The organism is Sphingomonas brevis, assembly GCF_023516505.1.
Taxonomy (GTDB): domain Bacteria; phylum Pseudomonadota; class Alphaproteobacteria; order Sphingomonadales; family Sphingomonadaceae; genus Sphingomicrobium; species Sphingomicrobium breve.
In genome coordinates, this window is record NZ_JAMGBB010000001.1 from 1410074 (window position 1) to 1432452 (window position 22379).

The following is a 22379-nucleotide window of genomic DNA, read 5'->3' on the forward strand; positions in this document are numbered from 1 at the left end:
AGGGTTTAATGCCCGACACGAACCGATTAGGGCGCCGGCATGACCGCGCAAAAGGAAGGCGATCCAACCACTCTCAACCGGCTCTATGGCCGGTCGAGCGGGCATAAGCTCCGCAAGGGCCAGGCCGAGTTGGTCGAAACGTTACTGCCGGCGATCGCCGTGCCGGCCGAAGGCGAAATTACGTCCAAGCGGCTATTCGGGGATGATCGGCCGCTTCATCTCGAAATCGGCTTCGGTGGCGGTGAGCACCTCGCCTATCGCGCGGACCTGCTGCCCGACCATGGCTTCATCGGCTGCGAGCCGTTCCTCAACGGCGTTGCCCAGGCGCTCGGCCATATCCGCGACGGGCGGCTGGCCAATGTTCGCATCCACATGGGTGACGCGCTCGATGTGCTGCGCCGCCTGCCCGACAAGTCACTGACGATGGTCTATCTGCTCCACCCTGACCCGTGGCCCAAGGCGCGCCACGCCAAGCGGCGGATGTTGAATGACGGACCGCTGGCCCTGATCGCGGCCAAGCTGAGGCCGGGCGGCGAATTTCGCGTCGCCACCGACGATCCGACCTATTTGGATTGGGCGCTGATGATCATGCAGCGCCACACCGATCAGTTCGAATGGGTCGTGAAGGAACCTGGCGAGTGGCTGGGCTATCCCTCCGGCTGGCTGGAGACCCGCTACGCCGCAAAGGCGCGCCGCCAGGGCCGCACGCCGCATCAATTCCGCTACCGCCGCCTTGGCGAAGGCGGCACGCGCACCTAATTAGGCGCGATGGAGACCCGAGACTCCGTTCTTGCCGCAATCGGCAACACGCCGCTGATCAGGCTTCGCCGCGCGTCGGAAGAGACGGGCTGCACCATTCTCGGCAAGGCCGAATTCATGAATCCCGGCGCTTCGGTCAAAGACCGGGCGGCGCTCGGCATCATCAGCGATGCGATCGACCGCGGAGAACTCCGCAGGGGCGGGCTGGTCGTTGACGGAACCGCCGGCAACACCGGCATCGGCCTCGCAATCGTTGCCAATGCACTCGGCCTCAAGACCGTCATCGTCATCCCGGAAACCCAGGCCCAGGAGAAGAAGGACACGCTGCGGTCCTTGGGCGCGAGCCTGATTGAGGTGCCGGCAGTCCCATACCGCAATGACAATAATTATGTGAAGGTCGCCGGCCGCACCGCGGCGCGCCTTGCCCGGGAGCATCCCGAGGGCGCGATATTCGCCAACCAATTCGACAACGTCGCCAATCGCGACATCCATATCCGCACCACCGGTCCGGAAATCTGGGAGCAGACCGAGGGCAAGGTCGACGGTTTCGTCAGCGCGATCGGCACCGGCGGCACGCTGGCCGGGGTTGCGGCCGCCCTTCGGGAGCGCAATCCCGATATCGCCATTGCTTTAGCCGACGTTCCGGGCGCGGCGATGCACAGCTTCTACACCACCGGTGAACTCAAGTCGGAAGGCAGCTCGATCACCGAAGGCATCGGCCAGGGGCGCGTAACCGCCAACCTCGAAGGGTTTAAGCCTGACCACAGCTTCTTCATCCCGGACGCCGAAAGCCTGGCGACCACCTTCGCGATGCTGAAGGACGAAGGTCTCGCGCTCGGACTGTCGTCGGGAGTCAATGTTGCCGGCGCAATCCGGCTGGCGCGCGAGCTGGGACCAGGTCACGTCATTGTCACCATGTTGTGCGATCCGGCGACCCGCTACCAGTCGCGCCTGTTCAACCCCGAATTTCTTCGCTCCAAGGGCCTTGAGCCTCCGGAGTGGCTCGACCGGCCGACGGTCGTCGAACCCGATTTTGTCCCGGTGCCTGCAGCGGTATAGCGGCGCCATCCACCTTACTAATACGAAGGAACGAACATGACCCTTTCGATCGGCAGCACTGCTCCCGACTTCACCGCCGAGACGACGCATGGGACCCTGAACTTCCACGATTGGATCGGCAACCATTGGGCGATCCTCTTCTCCCACCCCAAGGCGTTCACTCCGGTCTGCACGACCGAGCTCGGTTATATGGCGGGCCTGGAAGGCGAATTTGCCAAGCGCGACACCAAGATCATCGGCCTCAGTGTCGATACTGCCGAGGACAATAAGCGCTGGCTTCCGGATATTGAGGAAGTTTCCGGCAATATCGTCGACTATCCGGTGATCGGCGACAGCGATCTCAACGTTGCCAAGCTCTACAACATGCTGCCGGCAGACTCTGGCGATACCGCCGCCGGCCGCACGGCAGCTAACAACGCCACCGTGCGCACCGTCTATATCATCGGGCCGGACAAGAAGATCCGGGCCATGCTGCTCTACCCGATGAGTTCGGGCCGCAATTTCGACGAGGTGCTGCGCCTGCTGGATTCGGTTCAGTTGACCGAAAACAAGGGTGTCGCCACGCCGGTCAACTGGAAGCCGGGCGAGCCTGTCATCATTCCGCCATCGGTCAGCGACGAAGCCGCCAGGGAAAAATATCCGGACGGCTGGGAGACGGTTAAGCCCTACCTGCGCCGTATCCCGCAGCCCGCGGATTAATCGTTGCAATCATGCTCCGGCTCATTTGGGGTCGAGCCGGAGCAGCCTCCCGCCGCTGGGCCCGTCCTCGAGCAGATAGACGCTTCCATCCGGACCCTGGTCGACCGCCCGGATGCGGGCATTCATCGGCCATTCTTCGGCCTTGCTGGCCTTGTCGCCATCGATGTCGACGCGGATGAACGCCTCGCCAGATAATGCGCCGATCAGCGCATCGCCCTTCCAGGCAGGGAATTTGTTGCCGGTGTAGATCATCAGCGCGCCGGGCGAGACTGACGGGTTCCACCAGACCTTGGGTGCTTCATAGCCGTCACCCGGCTTGTGGTCGGGGATGTCGCGCCCGTCATAATGACTGCCGTTCGACACCCGCGGCCAGCCGTAGTTCTTGCCGGGCAGGATCAAATTGACCTCGTCTCCACCCTTTGGTCCCATCTCCGAAGCCCACAGCCTGCCGTCCGGTGCGAAGCTCAGGCCAAGCACATTGCGGTGGCCGAAACTCCAGATCGCGGTATCGCGATTGGTGTCGGCGCGCGGATCATTGAACGGATTGCCCTCCGCCGGCTGGCCTTCCGGCGTCAGGCGGAGCACCTTGCCGAGATCGTTGGTCAGGTCCTGCGCCGGAGTCATCTTCTGCCGCTCGCCGGAACTCAGGTAGAGAAGCCCGTCTGGCCCAAAGGCGATCCGGTGCGAGAAATGGGCGTTGCCGGAAACCTTGGGCTGTTGCCGCCAAATGACCTTGAAACCGCGCAGCGCGGGTGCGGAGGGATTGCGAAGATCGAGCGTGCCATAGCCCAATGCGGCCCCGCTGGTGCCATCCGGCCCGCGCTCGACGAAGCTTAAATAGACGCGCTGGTTTCCAGCGAAATCGGGGTGGGGCATGACATCGCCCAGCCCGCCCTGACCCGCCACCACCACGTCGGGAGCGCCCGAAACTGCTGTCCGCGTGCCGTTAGTGACATCTACCAGCCACAGCCTGCCTTCCTTTTCGGTAAGCAGTGCCATGTTGGTCAAGGGGACGCCGCTGCCGGGCAAAAACGCCATCGCCCAGGGCGAGCTAAAGTCGGCAATTTCGGTCGTGGTGAACGGACGATCCTGGCTATCCTGCCGCTGGGCGGCACTTTCCGACTGGCATGCGCCGCCAAGCAGCGCCACTAACACTGCTTGTATTAGCCGTCGGTTCATCCGATCTCTCCCATAACAGCGGCGAAACGAAAGGCTCACATGATCAACGTCGGCCTCCTGTCGCTCGCTACGGCCTTACCGCCTTACAGCGTTGAGCAACATCTCGCGAAGGCCAAGGCGCGCGAGCTGTTCGGTGGACGCAAGGAGCTGTTCGACCGGCTGGCGGGCGTATTCGACAACGCCGCTATCGCCCGACGGCACATCGTCGCGCCGATCGAATGGTACGAAGGCCATCACGGGTGGAAAGAACGCAATCGCGTCTATCTGGATGCATGCGACGCCATGTTTCGGGACGCGGCCAGCAAGGCGATCGACCGCTCGGGACTGAAGCCGTCGGAAATCGACGGCGTAGTCATGGTGTCGACCACAGGTATAGCGACACCGAGCATCGAGGCACGCAATGGCCCCGCAATCGGGCTGCGCGATGATGTTCGCCGAGTCCCGGTGTTCGGTATGGGCTGCGCGGGCGGCATCAACGGTTTGGCGACCGCAGCCCGGCTCGCCGCGGCCGAGCCAGGCACGAACTGGCTGTTCGTTACGATCGAGACCTGCTCGATTGCCATTCGTCTCGACAGCGACGAGCCGGCGGCAATTGTCGCCACTGCAATCTTCGGCGATGGCGCCGCGGCCGCAGTGGTAGGCAGCGGTCACAGCCGACTGGCGACGATTGCGGGCGCGGGAGAGAAGATGTGGCCCGATACGTTGAACATCATGGGCTGGCGGGTCGAGGACCCGGGACTTGCCGTGGTGTTCGATCGCGCCATCCCGCCCTTCGTCGAGGCTGAGCTAGCCAAAGCGGTTGACGGCATCCTGTCCGGATTCGGCCGCAGCCGCACTGACATCGACCGCTTCTGCTGCCACCCCGGCGGGGTCAAGGTAATCGACGCCATTGAAAGCGCGCTGGAGCTTCCTGTCGGCACGCTCGACCTCGAGCGCGAGGTGCTGGGCGACTGCGGAAACATGAGCGCCCCTACCGTGCTTTTCGTGCTCGACCGGTTGATCGCTCGTGGCTTGCCCGAACGGGTATTGATGACCGCCTTCGGACCCGGCTTCACCGCCGCCGGCATGCTTCTAGAGCTCAGATAATGTGGCCATCCATCGCCTTGCTGGCCTTCGTCACGCTGCAGCGCCTTGTCGAACTGCCGCTGGCCCACGCCAATACCAAGCGGCTGCTGGCAGCCGGCGGACAGGAAGTCGGTGCGGGCCATTATCCCCTGATCGTGGCAGTTCACGCCGCCTGGCTGCTGACCCTGTGGTGGCTGGCTCCCGGCCGGCCGATCGACATCCCGTTCCTTCTGCTGTTCCTGTTGATCGAGGCGGGGCGGGTTTGGGTACTGCGCACGCTCGGGCCGCGCTGGACCACTCGGATCATCATAGTTCCGGGCGAACAGCTGGTTGCGTCCGGACCTTACCGCTTTGTCCGCCATCCCAATTATCTGGTGGTGATCGGCGAGATTGCGGTGTTGCCGCTGGTGTTCGGCCTGTGGGACATCGCCATCATCTTTTCGCTGCTCAACGGAGCAGCTCTTGCCGTCCGAATCCGCGCCGAAAACGAAGCTCTGGGCTTCTAACTCTTCTTCTTGCGACTCTTGGGCGGCACGCCTATATGGCGGCCACTCTCCTCGACATCGTAAAGGCGTTGAGGCTGAGCCCGGAGGGGCTCGGCGCCGAGAAGTTTTGGAATTTCGAATGGAGCCTGTTTGACCGACACCGCCGCAATTACTCGCCTGATCGAGCCCGCCGTCAGGGAACTGGGCTTCGATCTTGTGCGCGTGGCGATGATCGGCGGAGCGTCGGACCCAACCTTGCAGGTGATGGCCGAGCGGCCCGATACGCGCCAGCTGACGATCGACGATTGCGCCGACATCTCGCGCACGCTGTCGGACCTGCTCGATGGCGAGGAAGCCGCCGGACGGGATCCGATCGAAGGCGGATACCGCCTGGAAGTCAGCTCGCCCGGAATCGACCGCCCGCTGACCCGCCGCGCCGACTTTGCCGATTGGGCAGGTCATGAAGCGCGCATCAAATATGCGGAAGCGGTCGATGGCGCCAAGCAGGTGTCCGGCATCATCGAGGGAATTTCCGGTGAAACGATCAGTATTGCGACGCCCAAGGGCGAGCGGAAGGTCGAGTTCGCCAACATTGCATCGGCCAAGCTGCTCTTGACCGACAAGCTTATTAACGCCACCGCGCCGCTCAGCACCGAAGGCGCCGATTTGATCAAGACGGAAGGTTGAACATCATGGCCACTGCCGCGCCCGCCGCTGCCACTGCCAACAAGGCCGAACTGCTGGCTATCGCCGACGCAGTCGCTCGCGAAAAGCTGATCGACAAGGCCATTGTCATCGAGGCCATGGAAGACGCGATCCAGCGCGCCGCCCGGGCCCGCTACGGTGCCGAGAACGATATCCGCGCCAAGCTCGACCAGGAAACCGGCGACTTGCGCCTGTGGCGTGTGCTCGAAGTGGTCGAAGAGCCCGAAGATCATTTCAAGCAGGTCGACCTGAAGGGCGCCCAGAAACTCAAGGCCGATGCGGCCATCGGCGATTTCATCGTCGACCCGCTGCCGCCAATCGAGTTCGGCCGCATCGCCGCGCAGGCCGCCAAGCAGGTTATCTTCCAGAAGGTCCGCGACGCCGAGCGCGAGCGGCAATATGAAGAGTTCAAGGACCGCGCCGGCGAAGTCATCACCGGCGTCGTCAAGCGCGTCGAGTTCGGCCATGTCGTCGTCGATCTTGGCCGCGCCGAGGGCGTCATCCGCCGCGACGCGCAGATTCCGCGCGAAATGGTCCGCGTCGGCGACCGCATCCGCTCGCTGATCCTGCGCGTTTCGGCCGAGACCCGCGGCCCGCAGATCTTTCTTTCCCGCGCCCATCCGGACTTCATGAAGAAACTGTTCGCGCAGGAAGTGCCGGAAATTTACGACGGCATTATCGAGATCAAGGCAGCCGCCCGCGACCCGGGTTCGCGGGCCAAGATCGGCGTCATCAGCTACGACAGCTCGATCGATCCGGTCGGTGCCTGCGTCGGCATGAAGGGCAGCCGCGTCCAGGCGGTGGTCCAGGAATTGCAGGGCGAGAAGATCGACATCATCCCGTGGAGCGAGGACACCGCGACCTTCGTGGTAAACGCGCTCCAGCCGGCGACTGTCAGCCGCGTCGTGATCGACGAGGAAGAAAGCCGGATCGAGGTGGTGGTTCCCGACGACCAGCTCAGCCTGGCGATCGGCCGCCGCGGGCAGAACGTCCGCCTCGCCTCGCAGTTGACCAACTCGCAGATCGATATCCTCACCGAGGCCGATGCCAGCGAGAAGCGCCAGCGCGAGTTCGTCGAGCGCTCGGAGATGTTCCAGACCGAGCTGGACGTTGATGAGACTCTGGCACAGCTGCTGGTCGCAGAAGGCTTCACCAGCCTTGAGGAAGTCGCTTACGTCGAGGTCGATGAGATCGCTTCGATCGAAGGACTCGATGACGAAATCGCCTCGGAACTGCAGAGCCGCGCTTCGGAAGCACTTGAGCGCCGCGAGGCAGCCGCTCGCGACGAGCGCCGCAAGCTGGGCGTCGAGGATGCGCTGGCAGAGCTGCCCTATATCACCGAGCAGATGCTTGTGACTTTGGGCAAGGCCAATATCCGTACCCTCGACGACCTCGCGGACCTCGCCACCGACGAGCTGATCCAGAAAAAGCGCCAGGAGCCGCGCCGCCGGGCCGAAACCGCCCCCAAACGCGCCGAAGACAAGGCCGGCGTGCTGGCCGACTATGGCCTGACCGAAGAGCAAGGCAATGAGATCATCATGGCCGCTCGCGCTCACTGGTTCGAGGACGAGCCGCAATCTGAGGAGGCCGCCGATGCGGGATCCTCAGAATGATCCGCTAGACGCTCAAGTACCCGAGCGGAGCTGCATCCTCTCCCGGCGAACCGCGCCGCGCGAGGAGCTGATCCGGCTTGCCCTCGGTCCTGACGGCCAGATTGCACCTGACGTTCGCGCCCGTGCCCCAGGCCGCGGAGCGTGGATCGGCGTCGGCCGCAACGCGATTGACGAGGCCAATGCCAAGGGCAAGCTCAAGGGTGCCCTTGCCCGCGCCTTTAAAAGCAAGGACCTCTTGGTCCCCGCCGACCTCGGCGAGCGGATCGAGACAAGCTTGCGGCAACAGGCGCTCGACCGCCTAGGCCTCGAAGCTCGCGGCGGTACGCTGATCAACGGCGCCGAGAGGGTCGAGGTCGCGGCCCGCCAGGGCAAAGTCGCCCTCTTGATCCATGCCGCCGATGCCGGCGAGGACGGCCGCAGGCGTCTCGACCAGGCCTGGCGGGTCGGCGGCGGCGGTCCCCAAGGCTTGGTTTTTCCCGAGGGGCGCACCATCTTGTCGATGGCGCTGGGCCGCGAAAATGTGGTACACATCGCCTTGACCGACGCCGCCGCCGCGAGGCGCGTCACTCTCGCCATCAACCGGTGGCAAGCTTTCATTGATCCCGATGCTGGGCTAGACGGCGGCCACGCCGCTCGGCCGGGCTCGAACGACGTATTTGTAGACGAAGGAAACGCATGACCGACCAGAGCGACAAGCCCAAGCTTGGAACCCGGCCTCCGCTGGGCCTGAAGCGTACGGTCGAGACCGGCAAGGTGAAGCAGAGCTTCAGCCATGGCCGCTCGAACACCGTCGTGGTGGAGCGCAAGCAGCGGCGTGTGTTCAGCAAGCCGGGCGAGGCGCCTCCGCCCGTCGAGACCAAGCCGGTCGCCGAGGCCCCCGCCCCGGCGCCGAAGCCGGCCGCGCCCGCCCCGAAGCCCGCGGCCAAGCGCCCAGCCGACGACATTACTACTCGCAAGGAAATGCAGGAGCGCCTGCTGCGCGAAGCCGAGGAAGCTCGGATGGCCTCGCTTGAAGAGGCGCGCCGCCGCGAGGACCGTTCGAAGCAAGCCCAGACTGAGGACGAAAAGCGCCGCGCCGAGGAAAACCGCAAGGCCGAAGAAGAGGCCGCGCGCCTGGCCGTGGAGCAAGCCGCCGAGGCCGAGCGTCTTGCCACCGAGGAGGCGACCCGCCCCACCGCGGAAGTGGCCGCCGAACCGTCCGAGGACGATCGCGAATTCCGGCGCTCCACCGCCCCGGCTCATGCCCCGAAACGGACGGCCCCGGCGCACCCTGGCGCCAACCGCGGCCGCGTCGATGAGCGCCGCCACGCCGGCAAGCTGACCGTCAGCCGCGCCTTGTCGGGTGAGGACGACAGCCGCGCCCGCTCGCTGGCCGCGCTCCGTCGTGCCCGCGAAAAGGAAAAGCGCCACCACCAGGAATCCGGTCCGGCTCAGAAACAGTATCGCGATGTCGACGTGCCAGAGGCAATTACCGTCCAGGAGCTTGCCAAGCGCATGGGCGAACGTGGTGCTGACCTGGTCAAGGCGCTCTTCAAGATGGGTACCCCGGTGACCATCACGGAAACCATCGACCAGGACACCGCCGAGCTGCTCATTGTCGAGTTTGGACATCGCATCAACCGGGTTTCCGAATCCGACGTCGACATCCAGACAGAGACCGACGTCGATCCGGACGAGACGCTCAAGCCTCGCCCGCCGGTCGTGACGATCATGGGCCACGTCGATCATGGCAAGACGTCGCTTCTTGACGCCATCCGCGGCGGCAATGTCGTTTCTGGCGAGGCCGGCGGCATAACCCAGCACATCGGCGCCTATCAGGTCGCGCTCAAAGACAAGTCGAAGATCACCTTCCTCGACACGCCGGGCCACGAAGCCTTCACCGAGATGCGCGCTCGCGGCGCCAACGTCACCGACATCGTCGTGCTGGTCGTGGCCGCCGACGACGGCCTCAAGCCACAGACGATCGAGGCCATCAACCACACCAAGGCAGCCGGCGTGCCGATGATCGTTGCGATCAACAAGATCGACAAGCCGGGCGCCAATCCGCAGAAGGTCCGCGAGGAGCTGCTGCAGCACGAGATTATCGTCGAGCAGATGGGCGGCGAGGTCCAGGACGTCGAAGTCTCGGCACTACAAAAGACCAATCTCGACGGGCTTTTGGAAGCGATCAACCTCCAGGCTGAAATTCTTGAGCTGAGGGCCAATCCCGATCGCGCGGCCGAAGGCACGGTTATCGAGGCTAAGCTCGACAAGGGCCGCGGACCGCTGGCAACCGTGCTGGTCCAGCGCGGCACGCTTCGCGTGGGCGACGTGATCGTCGTCGGGGCCGCTTCGGGCAAGGTTCGGGCGATGATCGACGACCATGGCCGCCAGGTGAAGGAGGCGCCGCCGTCCTTCCCGGTAGAGGTGCTTGGCCTCGGCGCCGTTCCGTCGGCTGGCGACCAGCTGACAGTGGTCGAGAATGAAGCCCGCGCCCGCGAGGTCGCTGCTTACCGCCAGGGCGTGCTCGACAAGAAGCGCACGACGTCGGCGCCGGTCAGCCTTGAAAATATGTTCGCCAACCGATCCTCTTCGACGATCGAATTCCCGATGGTGGTCAAGGCCGACGTGCAGGGCTCCGTCGAGGCGATCGTAAATGCGGTCAACAAGATCTCGACCGATGAGATCAAGGTTCGGGTGCTTCACTCGGGCGTCGGCGCCATCACCGAGAGCGATGTGACGCTGGCCGCCTCGACCGGCGCGCCGATCATCGGTTTCAACGTCCGTCCCAACGCCAAGGCGCGCGAGACCGCCGCGCGTAACAAGGTCGAGCTCCGCTACTACGACGTCATCTACCACCTCACCGACTGGGTGAAGGGAGCGATGGCTGGCGAACTTGGTCCGGAGATCATCGAAACGGTGGTTGGCCGCGCCGAGGTCAAGGAAGTCTTCCCGGCTGGCAAGCGGGACAAGGCCGCCGGCCTGCTCGTGCTGGAAGGCGTCATCCGCAAGGGGCTCCATGCGCGCCTTACTCGCGAGGACGTCATCGTTTCGAAGACGACCATTTCCTCGCTTCGCCGTTTCAAGGACGATGTGAAGGAGGTCAACGCCGGCATGGAGTGCGGCGTGCTCCTGGCAGATACGAACGACATCAAGCCGGGCGACAATCTCGAAGTCTTCGAGACCGAGGAGCGCGCGCGGACGCTGTGACCGAATGGAAAGCTTACGGGGAGCGGGAGAAGCGGTAAAAGCGGGAGGATAGAGCAGGCCGCTGGCTGTTCGACGCAGCAGCTGGCTGTTTGTCGTGGACACCCGTGACTACTGCCGTTGTCCTAGCTCTTCCGTCCCTGAGGCAAGATGGACCAGCCCCGCACCCCGTCGATCTTTGATCGTTTCGATCCTCCCCCCTCGGCCAAGCTGTTGGGTTGGGCGTTGCGCTCCATTGACCCTGACGCCGGCACGATCGAGATTGCCTTCACCGCTGACGAGCGCTTCATCAACCCAGGCGGAACCGTCCAGGGAGGCTTCCTCGCGGCGATGCTCGACGACACTCAGGGCCCGGCTCTGTTCGGTCACACGCATGGTGAGGCCTACGCCCCGACCATCGACTTCAACATCAGCTTCCTTAAGGAAGCGCGCCCGGGTAGTTTCGTGGCCAGAGGTCGCGTGATCCGGATGGGCAAAACCATTGCCTTCACGGAAGCCGAATTATTCGACGATGCTGGCGACATGGTCGCCCGCGCAACCTTCAGCAACCGCGTAATGCGCGGCGACAAGGCAAATGGAAGATATTGATGCGTACCAAGGAGACCCCCGAAGGCCGTACGGTCCGCCTGCTTCGCGTCGGCGAGCAGGTGCGCCATGTGCTTAGCGAAATTCTCCAGCGCGGCGACGTGCACGACGAAGTCCTGCAGTCGCACCTGGTCAGCATTACCGAGGTGCGCATGTCGCCCGACCTTCGTCATGCGACGGTGTTCGTGAAACCCCTGCTCGGCCAGGACGAGGAAGCGGTGCTCAAGGCGCTGCGCACCAATACGGCCTACCTGCAGCGCGAAGTCGCCCGTCGCGTTCAGATGAAATATGCCGCCAAGCTGAAGTTCATCGCCGACGAGAGCTTCGACGAAGGTGGCCATATCGATCGGCTTCTCCGTTCCGATCATGTCGCGCAGGATTTGGGTGACGAATGAGGATCGCCGGAGGACTCCTTCTGTTGATCGCCGCCGTTCCGGCCATGGCGCAGCAGCTCGCCATCCCGTCGGCGACCTATCCATTTATCTCCAGCTCCGGCGCCAATGCTGGTGCGTTTGTTCCCGACGGTTGGGCGATCGAGAGGCAAGCGAGGGGCGATATCAGCGGGGACGGCCGCGACGATCTGGCGATAGTCGTGAAGCAGGCCGATCCTGCCTTCGTCCTAACCAATGAAAGCCTTGGGGTGCCACGGCTCGACACCAACCCGCGCATCCTGATTGTCGCAGTGGGCTCGGCAACTGGATTTCGCCTGAAGCTGTCAAACCATCGCCTTATCCCGCGCCATGAAATCCCGACGATGAGCGACCCGTTCGGGGAGGACGGTGGCCTGGCCATCGAACGGGGCTCGCTGAAAATCAGCCTGTTCTCCTTTGCCAATGCCGGTGGCTGGGACATGGGAACAACAGCATTCACGTTCCGCTGGAGCGGCAATACCCTGCAGTTGATCGGCTATGATCGAGACAATGTCGGGCGGAATAGCGGCGATACGAGTGAGCTAAGCATCAACTTCCTCAACCGGCGAGTGAAGGAAAGCCACGGCCGCACCGACAGTGACGGTTCCGACGCGGTCCGATGGCATCGGCTGAGGAGCTCGGCCATTCCAACTATCGATAAGATCGACGATTGGCAGTCCTTCAATCCCGACGGATGGGTGAATCGCGTCTTTGGCTAAGCTCGATGCGCCCATGAACGGCGATGGATGCCACGCCGAGCTGTACACCGACGATTGGCATGACGCGCTTAGGTCGGCGTGCGCCGAGGACGGAGAAATCTGGCAGATTTATGCCAATAACTTCGGTCCAGATGGCTTCGACGACAGCATCGCGCTTTACCGCAGCACCCCTCGAAACCGGACATTCATTCTGTTCGAAGGTGACGAATTCGCGGGCATGTCGAGCTTCCTCGGCATCGACGAGGGCCGCGGCGTGCTCGAAATCGGCGGCACTTACTACCGTCCCAAATTTCGCGGCACCGGTTTCAACCGCAGGGTCAAGGACATGATGCTTCGCCGCGCCTTCGATTGCGGTTTCCGGCGGGTCGAATTCCGCGTCGATGAGCGTAACAAGCGCAGCCAGGCGGCAATGGCCAAACTGGGGGCGTCGCGCGAGGGCGTGATGCGCGCCGACCGCATTACCTGGACCGGCCATGTTCGCGATACGGTGCTATTCTCGATCCTGAAGGACGAGTGGAAGTAGTCGCGATGCTCAGCTAGCGTTGCCAAGGAATCATGCGTCTCATCGGTCCGATCCTTGCACTCATGCTGGCAGCCCAACCGGCGTTGGCCAAACCTCCCGGGCTGGTCGTCAAGATGGGCGAGACCTGGATTTTCTCCGTCGCACACGGGCAGCCAGCTAGGGCTCGCAAGGCCGCCGTCAAGGCCATGCCCGCGGCCGGTGAGATGAAGGTCTCGCTCAGCGCGCTGATGGGCACCACGATGACCATCACCAACAACAGCAGGTTCGACTATGCCTATAAGGCGACCTTGATCCTGCCGGACGGGAAAGCTGGGGCGGCAAAGAGCTGCGCCGTTCCTGCCAATGGCAAGCTCGCGATCGAGCATTGGCCGAAAGCGGTTGCCGCGATTCGCCTCGGCGACTTCAAGCGCGCCCCAGCGGGGTCGCTCTGTCCCTGATGGCCAAGCTCTATTTCTACTATGCGGCGATGAACGCCGGGAAGTCGACCACGCTGCTGCAGGCCGACTATAATTATCGCGAGCGCGGCATGCAGACGATGCTGTGGACAGCCGCGCTGGACGACCGCGACGGCGCGGGCATGATTGGTTCGCGTATCGCCCTGTCCGCTCCGGCGCATTGCTTTGCCGACGACATCAATTTGTTCGACGCAGTCGTGCGCGAACTGATCAAGCGCAAGCTGGACTGCATTCTAATCGACGAGGCGCAATTCCTCACCCGGGACCATGTGCTACAGCTGTGCCGGATTACCGACGAGATCAAAATCCCGGTGCTTTGCTACGGCCTCCGTACCGATTTCCAGGCTAATCTCTTTCCCGGCTCGGCGGCGCTGCTGGCCCTCGCGGATTCGCTGACCGAGCTGAAGGCCGTGTGCGAGTGCGGGCGCAAAGCGACCATGAACCTTCGCGTCGATGCGGAAGGTCACGCCGTGGTTGCCGGCGCTCAGACCGAAATTGGCGGCAACGACCGTTACATCGCGCTTTGCCGCCGTCATTTCTTCGAGCGATTAAAGGAAAGCGAGGCGCGCCAGCTCAGCCTGGCGATCCCGCGCGCTTAAAATCATTCATCGTCGTCGTCGTCGTCGACACGTCCACCGAGGTCTCGCGCCGGCAGCCAGTGCCAAAGCAATATGACGTTGGCCATCGCCGACGCGATCTGGGCCATGCCGGCGGCCCCGATCATCGCCGCCGGCTCGCCGCTGCCATAGGCAAGGAATCCGGCCGCGCCGTAGAAACCGAGGCTGGCCAGGATGAACCCGCCGAGATGGTGCGGAATATAGGGCTCCAGCCGGCGAAAGAAGTTGAGTCCGCGACCGGTACGAGCGGCAATGTTGCCGAGCGGTCCGAAAACGGTGAGCAAGGTCTTGGTGAGGCGATAGGTAAGCATGCGTCGACCGATGATCGCCGTATTGCGCGCGATCTCGGCAAAACGAAGTGGCTCGACCAACGTGGTCCGGGGCTCGCTTGCCTCTCGCGGCCACAAGCGCAGTACCGCATAGGCGACCCATTCGCGAGCACCGAAGGCAAGGCCCATCGCCACCAGATGCAGGCCGGATGCCCAACCTATCGCCACCATCACCAGCCCGCTTCCGGCCAGTGCCAGCCGGAAGTAGGGTGAAGCGGTGTTGACGTCGGCGACGCGAAGGTAGCGCGCCGGCATCCCTAATGCGACGAAGGGCAGCACCGCGGCAATGCTTCCTTGGCCGATCGCGTCCATCGCCGCGATCAAGCCGGTAACCACCATTATCGCGGCAATCAGCGCCCCGACCTGGAGATTGAGAGCGAATACCTTCGCCTGGCGGCGGATCTCACGCGGTGCATCCATGCGCTGCCGCAACGAAACGGAGGTGGTCAGCCGGGTCAGGTTCTGGATTGCCCGGATCGCAGTGATGGCCGCCAGCAGCCGGGCGGCGTCGGCATGACCGAGAGCGGCGACGATCACCGCCCATGTGGCGATAACCCCGGCCATGGGCAGATATTCGCGCCATGCCAGCTGCTTGATATGCTGCTTCTTGCTCACGCGGGGCGCGTCCATGGCAGCGAGATGGGAAGGGCGCGCGGGGATTGGAACACGTCGCTCGAACTTATGGTCAAAGCGGCTGGCCTTGTCTATCGCGCCGCCCATGGCGCTCAGCGGCTGGATCATCCTCGACAAGCCGGTCGGTACGGGTTCGACCCAGGCGGTAGGAGCAGTCAAACGCGTCTTGCGCGAAGCCGGCGAACCCAAAACCAAGGTCGGTCATGGGGGGACGCTCGATCCGCTTGCGTCCGGCGTGCTGCCGATCGCACTCGGCGAAGCGACCAAGCTTGCCGGACGGATGCTCGACGCAACGAAGGCCTATGACTTCACCATCCGCTTCGGCGAGGAAACCGACACGCTCGATCTGGAAGGCCAGGTGATCGCCGCCAGCGACGTCCGCCCATCACGTGCCGATATTGAGGCCATCCTGCCGCGCTTCACCGGCCTGATCGAGCAGGTCCCGCCAGCCTTCTCGGCCCTGAAAGTCGACGGTCAGCGTGCCTACGACCTGGCGCGGGAGGGGAAAGAGGTGGAACTGAAGTCGCGGGCGGTGACTGTGCATTCGCTAAAAATTCATCATCCCCACGCAAGCGGGGACCCAGGCAATCAAGAAGAAAATCCAGGTTCCCGCTTTCGCGGGAATGACGAAAGCATGGAGGACATCACCCTCTCTGCCACAGTTTCCAAGGGCACCTATATCCGCAGCCTTGCCCGCGACATCGCCCATGCATTGAACAGTGTCGGCCATGTCACCATGTTGAGGCGTACCAAGGCCGGCCCCTTCACCCTGGAACAGGCGATATCGCTGGACAAACTGGCGGAAATCGCTAAGGGGCGCGCACTGACGAGGACGGTTCTCCCGCTTGAGGCGGGGCTGGACGACATCCCGGGCCTCCCCGTCACCCCCGAACAAGCCAGGCTGCTCCGTCATGGACAGCAGCTTTTCGGGATCCCCGCGACCCCGGGGCTTTCGCTTGCGATGGACGGCGCTGTGCCGGTCGCGCTGGTCGAAGGCGACGGGACCACGATCAAGGTCGTGCGCGGGTTCAACCTTTGAAACGAATAGGAGTGACACGATGTCGGTTACAGCTGAAAAGAAGCAGCAGATCATCAAGGACAACGCCCGCCAACCGGACGACACTGGGTCGCCCGAGGTGCAGGTTGCGATCCTGACCGAGCGCATCATTAACCTGACCGAGCATTTCAAGACCCACGCGAAGGACAACCATTCGCGCCGTGGCCTCCTGATGCTGGTCAACAAGCGCCGCTCGCTGCTTGACTATCTCAAGCGCGAAGACGTCCAACGCTATAGTGATCTCATCACCAAGCTTGGCCTCCGCAAGTAACATGCAAGGGCGCCCGCGCGGCGCCCTTCGCATTTTGGGGCTTCTCCGCATTCGGCGGAACGGCCTTTGGGGCAATTTAGGCCCCGCACCGCTCGCAGACCGGCTTTGTCTGCGGACCGGGTACCCACGAAAGTACCACTTTCTTGGGCCGGAGCTGTCCCCGTAGGCATCTGGCCGCGGGGTAAAGGAAATAAGATGTTTGATATCAAAACCGTGGAAATCGAGCTCGGCGGAAAGACCCTCAAGCTCGAAACGGGCCGCGTTGCCCGTCAGGCCGACGGCGCCGTACTGGCGACCCTCGGCGAAACCGTCGTCCTCTGCGCCGTTACCGCCGCCAAGTCGGTCAAGCCCGGCCAGGACTTCTTCCCGCTGACCGTCCACTATCAGGAAAAATTCTCGGCCGCCGGACGCATTCCGGGCGGCTTCTTCAAGCGTGAGCGCGGCGCGACCGAAAAGGAAACGCTGACCAGCCGCTTGATCGACCGTCCGATCCGTCCGCTGTTCCCCGAGGGCTTCTACAATGAAGTTCTCGTGATCGCGCAGGTCCTGTCCTACGATGGCGAGAATGAGCCCGACATCCTGGCGATGATCGCCGCGTCGGCTGCCCTCACTATCTCCGGCGTTCCCTTCATGGGCCCGATCGGTGCCGCCCGCGTCGGCTACATCGATGGCGAATATATCCTCAACCCGACCCAGGAGCAGGTCAAGGAAGGCCAGCTCGACCTGGTCGTCGCCGGCACGCCCAATGCCGTGATGATGGTCGAATCCGAAGCCAAGGAGCTTTCGGAAGAGGTCATGCTCGGCGCTGTCATGTTTGCCCACAAGGCGTCGCAGAAGGTCTGCAACGCGATCATCTCGCTCGCCGAGAAGGCCGCCAAGGATCCGTGGGAGCTGGCTACCAGCGACGCGAAGACCGCCGCCAAGGACAAGCTCAAGAAGCTGGTCGGCAAGGACATTGAGGCGGCCTACAAGCTGACCGACAAGTCGCAGCGCTCGGCCGCGCTCAACGAGATCCGCGAGAAGGCCAAGGAAGCCTTCGCCGAAGCCGATCCGCAAGAGCAGATGGCGGCATCGAAGGCGGTCAAGAGCCTCGAGGCCGACATCGTCCGGACCGCTATCCTGAAGGAAGGCCGCCGCATCGACGGCCGCGACACCAAGACGGTCCGCCCGATCGAGGCGGTCGTCGGTTTCCTCCCCCGCACCCATGGCTCGTCGCTGTTCACCCGCGGCGAGACCCAGGCGATCGTATCGACCACGCTCGGCACCAAGGACGCCGAGCAGATGATCGACGGGCTGGAGGGCCTCTCCTACTCGCGCTTCATGGTCCACTATAACTTCCCGCCCTATTCGGTCGGTGAAGTTGGCCGTTTTGGCGCTCCGTCGCGCCGCGACACCGGCCACGGCAAGCTCGCCTGGCGCGCGCTGCACCCGATGCTGCCGAGCGCGGAGGAATTTCCCTATACGATCCGCGTCCTCTCCGACATCACCGAGAGCAATGGCTCCTCGTCGATGGCCACCGTTTGCGGCGGCAGCCTCGCGATGATGGACGCCGGCGTGCCGATGGCGCGTCCGGTTGCCGGCATCGCCATGGGCCTGATCCTCGAAGGCAAGGATTTCGCAGTGCTTTCCGACATCCTCGGCGACGAGGACCATCTTGGCGACATGGACTTTAAGGTCGCCGGCACGTCCGACGGCATCACCAGCCTGCAGATGGACATCAAGGTCGCCGGCATCACCCAGGAAATCATGCAGGTCGCCCTCGCCCAGGCGAAGGACGGCCGCGCGCACATCCTCGGTGAAATGGCCAAGGCGCTCGACCATACCCGCAGCGAACTGTCGGCCCATGCGCCGCGGATCGAAACGATGCAGATCCCCAAGGACAAGATCCGCGAAGTGATCGGCACCGGCGGCAAGGTCATCCGCGAGATCGTCGCCACCACCGGCGCCAAGGTAGACATCGACGACGAAGGCCTGATCAAGATCAGCTCGTCCGACCTGTCGCAGATCGAGGCCGCGCGCCAGTGGATCCACGGCATTGTCGCGGAGCCCGAGCCCGGCACCATCTACACCGGCAAGGTCGCCAGCATCGTCGATTTCGGCGCGTTCGTGACCTTCATGCCCGGCAAGGACGGGCTGGTCCACGTCAGCGAGATCAAGAACGAGCGGGTCGAGAACGTCCGCGACGTCTTGAGCGAGGGCCAGGAGGTCAAGGTCAAGCTGCTGGAAGTCGACCCGCGCGGCAAGGTTCGCCTGTCGATGCGCCTGGTCGACCAGGATACCGGCGCCGAGCTGGAAGACACGCGCCCGCCCCGCGAGCCGCGTGAGGACCGTGGTCCGCGTGGCGATCGTGGTGATCGCGGCCCGCGCCGTGACGGCCGTGGCCCGCGCCGCGACGGCGGTGACCGCGATCGCGGTCCGCGTCGTGAAGGTGGCGATCGTGGTGACCGTGGTCCGCGCGGCGAAGGCCGTGGTGACCGTGGCCCGCGCCGCGAAGGCGGCGATCGCCAGCGCGACGACGGCCCCGCACCTGAATTCGCCCCGGCGTTCCTGCGGAACGACGACGAATAATCGAACTCGTCTTCATCCCGGCCAATGAGTCGGGGTGCTAGGCCGTAACAGGAAGGCCCTGGAGCTAGGTTCCCGTCAAAGCACTGCTTTGATGGGGCCTAGGTCCGGGGCCTTTTCTTATCGATGGCGTAGCCGATCGTTCCACGCTGCGACGTCGACCGCTTGTCGGCAACAAGCAAATTATTGTCGCCATCCGGGAAACACGCTTTCAAGATTGGTCTATTGGCGCTGCTCCCGGGGCCAGCCAATCCAGCGGCCCGGGGACGATCATCTGGGGAGGCTGATCGGGTACCGCGTACGGGGAGGGCCAAGCGTTTGCCCCCTTTTTCGTTTCGCCCTCCCCACCCCACTCCTTCATTGCAGAATATCGGCAGGTTGCAGCCCCAGGATATGCTGCTCGACCGGCACGGTCATTCGGAAGCTATAGCTGAGCCAACAAACGCGTTGCGTTTGCATCGCTATGCGGGAAAGCTCGCCGCATGGTCAGGGATTTCCATGTCGACAATTCGGAGCTCGCCGGGCTGTCACTCAAGTTCGACCCGGGCGACCGGCTGAGCGCGGATACCGACCCGAGCGCCGACGGCGAAGCAGCGAAGTGAAGCGCGTCGCCCTCATCATCGCGCTGGCGTCGGCCACCGCCGCCTCGGCGCAACCAGCCCCGCCGCTGCCGTTCGTGCTGAAGGAGCTTGGTCCGGGAGTCTATGCGGCCATTGACGGGCCTGAGCATAAGGCCGGTTCCAACGCGGGCTTCGTCATCGGCGACGATGGAGTGCTGGTGATCGATGCGATGTTCACCCCGGACGCCTCGCGGGCCCTGGTCACCGAAATCCGCCGCCTGACGCCCAAGCCGATCCGCTATGTCGTCAACACCCATTATCACGCCGACCATACCGGCGGGGACCAGGTGCTGCGCGACGCCGGCGCGGTGATCATCGCGCACAGGAATGTCCGAGGCTGGGTCCGGACCAACAACATCAACCTGTTCGGCGACCGCATTACTCCTGAACTAAGGGCCAGGATCGAGACGCTTCCCCTGCCCGACCTCGTTACCGACAAGGACCTCATCGTGTGGCTCGGCGGGCGCAAGGTCGTGGTCAGGACGGTATTGGGGCATACCGGCGGCGACCTCATTGTCGCGGTGCCGGACGCGAAGGTCCTGTTTGCCGGCGACATGCTGTGGCGAAAGGTCGCGCCCAACCTGATCGACGGATCGGTGTCGGAGTGGCAGGCAACGGCCGCGGACTTCGTTGCGTTGCCGGATGCAGCGGCCATGCGATTTGTGCCCGGCCACGGCGACGTCGCCGACGTGAGCGATGTACGGGACTTTCGCGCCTATCTGCTCGACATCCGAAGGCTGGTCGATGAGGGGCGTAAGGCAGGGTTTCAGGATCAGCTGCTGGTCCAGTCGGTGGCACCCAAGCTCCGGGCATTGCATCCCGACTGGACGATTAGCGATCGTGCCGTTGCGGCCGAAGTGCGCTACATGAACGATGAGCTGGCGGGGACCAAGAAGCGGCCTGTGCCCAGCCCCGAATGAGGATGCTTGCCGAATGATCGGCAACTGGACCAGCTCTCAAGCTAACGTCGAGCCTTAATTCCCGCCGCGGCCGTCGAACGGGTCCTCTCCGCTATGATAGGTCCCGCCGTGGACATGGCTGTCGACGTCAAGCATCCGATAGATGAGGCAACTGCCGACAATGGCGCTGAGGAACATATAGCCCCCAACGACATAGAGCAGGATGGTCAGCCAATAATCCATCGTCGGATCCGCCGACAGCACAACGCCCGGCGCCACTGCGAGGAAGAACAGGAACAGGGCCGCGAGCACCCGTGCCACGCGGTCGATGTTGCCTACATTTTTGACCATGATGACGCTCCTCCACCTGGAGTCCGGGCGCCATCATCAGGTCGGCGCCGGCGGGCGCTCAGGATTTAGTCGCCGCCGCGTCCGTCAAACACGTCCTCGCCACTGTAATAGGTGGCTTCCTGGTCGTGAGTGTTGACGTCGAGCAGCCTGTAAATGACGCACATGCCGATCAGCGCGGTCAGCGCCAAATAGCCGGCGAAGACATAAAAGGCCGTCGCCATCCACCCGTCGACCGCCGGAGTAAAGGCGACGAAAGCGAGCCCCGCCGCCACCACCAGCCGGACGACCCGGTCGGCATTGCCAACATTTTTCACCATGAAAAGACGCTCCTCCACTTGGGCGCGGCGCCTAGCCCATCTGCGACGCCGACCTTGCGGCGCGGGCGGCCCCCTAATCGACCGTTCGCGTCGCCCGCATCATAGCGCGTTTCGGGCCATCGGAGCAAATCCACGATTGGCCGAAAAGTGCGGTAAACGCGAGGTTAACAGCGGGTCTAGGCCAGCCGTCATGCGTTGCCAAGCGAAGAGTTGGGGAGCATAGGGTGAAAGGTGATTATCCGTCGCCTCTTTGCACTAGTGCTGACAATTGCCATGACGTTGGCACCGCTCGGCATGCCTGCGATGGCCGAGGTGACAACCCCTGCATCGCATCATGACGCAATGACGAGCAGCGGACATTGCGACCAACAGGTGCCTGACAAGCACCACAAAGCGGCCGACAAGAATTGCTGCGTCGCCATGTGCATCGCGGTTGTGATCCCGGCGAACATGACGGAACTGCCCTTCTACCATGTGTCGCGTGAGCGGCCGGCTTCGGACCTCGACCGCCGTGGCTTCCTTGGCGAAATCGCCACTCCCCCTCCACGCTCCGCCTGAAATCGAACTTTCCAAAACTCGATTTCGTGGAGATTAGAAATGCTGAAATTGCTGACCGCGATCGCGCTGACGATCGCATTACCGGCCGTTGCCTATGCGGCGGACCCAGCCCCGCCGCCCAAGCAGGATTGCTGCGAGAAAATGAAGGCAGAGGGCAAGAAGTGCTGCTGTGAGGGCATGGACCATAAGGATCATGCCGAGCACGCCGAGCATGAAGCGCATCAGCGCTAGTAAGCGTTAAGGGTCGGCGGCCTGTCTGATCGGTGGGCCGCCGGTACCCCATTCGGAGGTCCACCTGTGATCAGTAGATATTTCGCGACGGTGAGCGCGGTGGCGCTTGCTAGTCTATCGGCGCCAGCCATGGCCCAACATACTGGCCATGGCGGCATGACCATGCCCATGCCCCCCCAGCCTACCACCAAAAAGAAGTCCGTCGCCAAGAGGCCGGCCGCTAAGTCTTCGACGGCGGCGCCCAAGAAGAATCCAATCGCTACCCGGACTGCGCCGCCGGCGACGACGGATCATGCAACCATGGACCACGACGCGACGCAGACGCCTGCTGAGCCGATGCCATCTCCAAGTGAGCCCATGGACCATTCGCAAATGGACCATGGCACCATGCCCACGTCACCCTCGGGCAACGAGCAGCCAATGCCGGTGGACCATTCACAAATGGACCATTCGGTCATGGGGCATGATCAAATGTCATCCGGTGAGCAT

General features: G+C 63.5%; 25 protein-coding genes. 21 read left to right on the plus strand and 4 right to left on the minus strand.

The features are described from left to right. The first annotated feature begins 39 nt into the window (after positions 1 to 39). From trmB to LZ518_RS07245, 3 genes are read left to right on the plus strand one after another with little or no spacing between them, the layout of a single operon-like run. Positions 40 to 759 carry a tRNA (guanine(46)-N(7))-methyltransferase TrmB gene (trmB, locus tag LZ518_RS07235; RefSeq protein WP_249915330.1) on the plus strand — a complete coding sequence of 240 codons (720 nt, stop codon included), beginning with the start codon at positions 40 to 42 and terminating at the stop codon, positions 757 to 759. A gap of 9 nt (positions 760 to 768) precedes the next feature. Beyond that, positions 769 to 1818, plus strand: a complete 1050-nt coding sequence (locus LZ518_RS07240; RefSeq protein ID WP_249915331.1) for a cysteine synthase A — start codon at positions 769 to 771, stop codon at positions 1816 to 1818. A 36-nt stretch (positions 1819 to 1854) separates the two neighbouring features. After that, positions 1855 to 2517 (plus strand): peroxiredoxin, encoded by a 663-nt coding sequence (locus LZ518_RS07245; RefSeq protein ID WP_249915332.1) that lies wholly within the window; start codon positions 1855 to 1857, stop codon positions 2515 to 2517. 21 nt (positions 2518 to 2538) lie between these two features. On the opposite strand, the gene LZ518_RS07250 is transcribed toward LZ518_RS07245, so the two are convergent. Continuing rightward, a complete protein-coding gene (locus LZ518_RS07250) occupies positions 2539 to 3696 on the minus strand; it encodes a PQQ-dependent sugar dehydrogenase (RefSeq protein WP_249915333.1) in 1158 nt (385 codons plus the stop codon). 39 nt (positions 3697 to 3735) lie between these two features. Between LZ518_RS07250 and LZ518_RS07255 the strand changes: the two genes are divergently transcribed. From LZ518_RS07255 to LZ518_RS07310, 12 genes are all read left to right on the plus strand, one after another. After that, on the plus strand, positions 3736 to 4782 hold the full coding sequence (locus tag LZ518_RS07255) for a type III polyketide synthase (protein WP_249915334.1): 1047 nt from the start codon (positions 3736 to 3738) through the stop codon (positions 4780 to 4782). Further along, positions 4782 to 5267: an isoprenylcysteine carboxyl methyltransferase family protein gene (locus tag LZ518_RS07260; protein ID WP_249915335.1), complete on the plus strand. Its 486-nt coding sequence runs from the start codon at positions 4782 to 4784 to the stop codon at positions 5265 to 5267. Before LZ518_RS07255 ends, LZ518_RS07260 begins: the two co-directional genes overlap by 1 nt. A 129-nt stretch (positions 5268 to 5396) precedes the next feature. After that, the gene (gene rimP, locus LZ518_RS07265; protein WP_249915336.1) at positions 5397 to 5933 is read left to right on the plus strand and encodes a ribosome maturation protein RimP; all 537 of its coding nucleotides are present in this window, start codon (positions 5397 to 5399) and stop codon (positions 5931 to 5933) included. Between the two features lie 5 nt (positions 5934 to 5938). Continuing rightward, on the plus strand, positions 5939 to 7564 hold the full coding sequence (gene nusA, locus LZ518_RS07270; protein ID WP_249915337.1) for a transcription termination factor NusA: 1626 nt from the start codon (positions 5939 to 5941) through the stop codon (positions 7562 to 7564). Next, positions 7545 to 8243 (plus strand): DUF448 domain-containing protein, encoded by a 699-nt coding sequence (locus tag LZ518_RS07275; protein WP_249915338.1) that lies wholly within the window; start codon positions 7545 to 7547, stop codon positions 8241 to 8243. Before nusA ends, LZ518_RS07275 begins: the two co-directional genes overlap by 20 nt. Continuing rightward, positions 8240 to 10753, plus strand: coding sequence for a translation initiation factor IF-2 (gene infB / locus LZ518_RS07280; RefSeq protein ID WP_249915339.1), 2514 nt, complete (start codon positions 8240 to 8242; stop codon positions 10751 to 10753). Before LZ518_RS07275 ends, infB begins: the two co-directional genes overlap by 4 nt. 147 nt (positions 10754 to 10900) lie before the next feature. Next, positions 10901 to 11338 carry a PaaI family thioesterase gene (locus tag LZ518_RS07285; RefSeq protein ID WP_249915340.1) on the plus strand — a complete coding sequence of 146 codons (438 nt, stop codon included), beginning with the start codon at positions 10901 to 10903 and terminating at the stop codon, positions 11336 to 11338. After that, entirely contained in the window at positions 11338 to 11730 is a 393-nt protein-coding gene (gene rbfA / locus LZ518_RS07290) for a 30S ribosome-binding factor RbfA (protein WP_249915341.1), read from the plus strand. Before LZ518_RS07285 ends, rbfA begins: the two co-directional genes overlap by 1 nt. Further along, positions 11727 to 12464 carry a hypothetical protein gene (locus LZ518_RS07295; protein ID WP_249915342.1) on the plus strand — a complete coding sequence of 246 codons (738 nt, stop codon included), beginning with the start codon at positions 11727 to 11729 and terminating at the stop codon, positions 12462 to 12464. The genes rbfA and LZ518_RS07295 overlap by 4 nt, the downstream gene beginning before the upstream one ends. A gap of 13 nt (positions 12465 to 12477) precedes the next feature. After that, positions 12478 to 12987, plus strand: a complete 510-nt coding sequence (locus LZ518_RS07300; RefSeq protein WP_249915343.1) for a GNAT family N-acetyltransferase — start codon at positions 12478 to 12480, stop codon at positions 12985 to 12987. A 32-nt stretch (positions 12988 to 13019) separates the two neighbouring features. Next, positions 13020 to 13424: a hypothetical protein gene (locus LZ518_RS07305; protein ID WP_249915344.1), complete on the plus strand. Its 405-nt coding sequence runs from the start codon at positions 13020 to 13022 to the stop codon at positions 13422 to 13424. Next, positions 13424 to 14041, plus strand: a complete 618-nt coding sequence (locus LZ518_RS07310) for a thymidine kinase (protein ID WP_249915345.1) — start codon at positions 13424 to 13426, stop codon at positions 14039 to 14041. Before LZ518_RS07305 ends, LZ518_RS07310 begins: the two co-directional genes overlap by 1 nt. Before the next feature lie 2 nt (positions 14042 to 14043). Here LZ518_RS07310 and LZ518_RS07315 read toward each other — a convergent pair whose 3' ends face one another. Further along, entirely contained in the window at positions 14044 to 15018 is a 975-nt protein-coding gene (locus tag LZ518_RS07315) for a hypothetical protein (RefSeq protein ID WP_249915346.1), read from the minus strand. A gap of 88 nt (positions 15019 to 15106) precedes the next feature. Here LZ518_RS07315 and truB point away from each other — a divergent pair, with 88 nt between their 5' ends. From truB to LZ518_RS07335, 4 genes are all read left to right on the plus strand, one after another. Beyond that, positions 15107 to 16060: a tRNA pseudouridine(55) synthase TruB gene (truB, locus tag LZ518_RS07320; RefSeq protein ID WP_249915347.1), complete on the plus strand. Its 954-nt coding sequence runs from the start codon at positions 15107 to 15109 to the stop codon at positions 16058 to 16060. Positions 16061 to 16079: 19 nt separating this feature from the next. After that, complete coding sequence (gene rpsO / locus LZ518_RS07325) at positions 16080 to 16349, plus strand: 30S ribosomal protein S15 (RefSeq protein ID WP_249915348.1); 270 nt, start codon at positions 16080 to 16082, stop codon at positions 16347 to 16349. A 195-nt stretch (positions 16350 to 16544) separates the two neighbouring features. Then, positions 16545 to 18917, plus strand: coding sequence for a polyribonucleotide nucleotidyltransferase (gene pnp, locus LZ518_RS07330; RefSeq protein WP_249915349.1), 2373 nt, complete (start codon positions 16545 to 16547; stop codon positions 18915 to 18917). A gap of 595 nt (positions 18918 to 19512) precedes the next feature. After that, entirely contained in the window at positions 19513 to 20454 is a 942-nt protein-coding gene (locus LZ518_RS07335; RefSeq protein WP_249915350.1) for an MBL fold metallo-hydrolase, read from the plus strand. A gap of 54 nt (positions 20455 to 20508) precedes the next feature. Here the strand turns inward: LZ518_RS07335 and LZ518_RS07340 are convergent, their stop codons facing one another. Both LZ518_RS07340 and LZ518_RS07345 read right to left on the minus strand, forming a co-directional pair. Continuing rightward, positions 20509 to 20784 (minus strand): YgaP family membrane protein, encoded by a 276-nt coding sequence (locus LZ518_RS07340; RefSeq protein WP_249915351.1) that lies wholly within the window; start codon positions 20782 to 20784, stop codon positions 20509 to 20511. A gap of 65 nt (positions 20785 to 20849) precedes the next feature. After that, the gene (locus tag LZ518_RS07345) at positions 20850 to 21101 is read right to left on the minus strand and encodes a YgaP family membrane protein (RefSeq protein ID WP_249915352.1); all 252 of its coding nucleotides are present in this window, start codon (positions 21099 to 21101) and stop codon (positions 20850 to 20852) included. Positions 21102 to 21332: 231 nt separating this feature from the next. Between LZ518_RS07345 and LZ518_RS07350 the strand changes: the two genes are divergently transcribed. Together LZ518_RS07350 and LZ518_RS07355 are read left to right on the plus strand one after the other, a co-directional pair. Continuing rightward, a complete protein-coding gene (locus LZ518_RS07350) occupies positions 21333 to 21659 on the plus strand; it encodes a hypothetical protein (RefSeq protein ID WP_249915353.1) in 327 nt (108 codons plus the stop codon). 39 nt (positions 21660 to 21698) lie between these two features. Next, positions 21699 to 21890, plus strand: coding sequence for a hypothetical protein (locus LZ518_RS07355; RefSeq protein WP_249915354.1), 192 nt, complete (start codon positions 21699 to 21701; stop codon positions 21888 to 21890). The last annotated feature ends 489 nt before the right edge of the window (positions 21891 to 22379 follow it).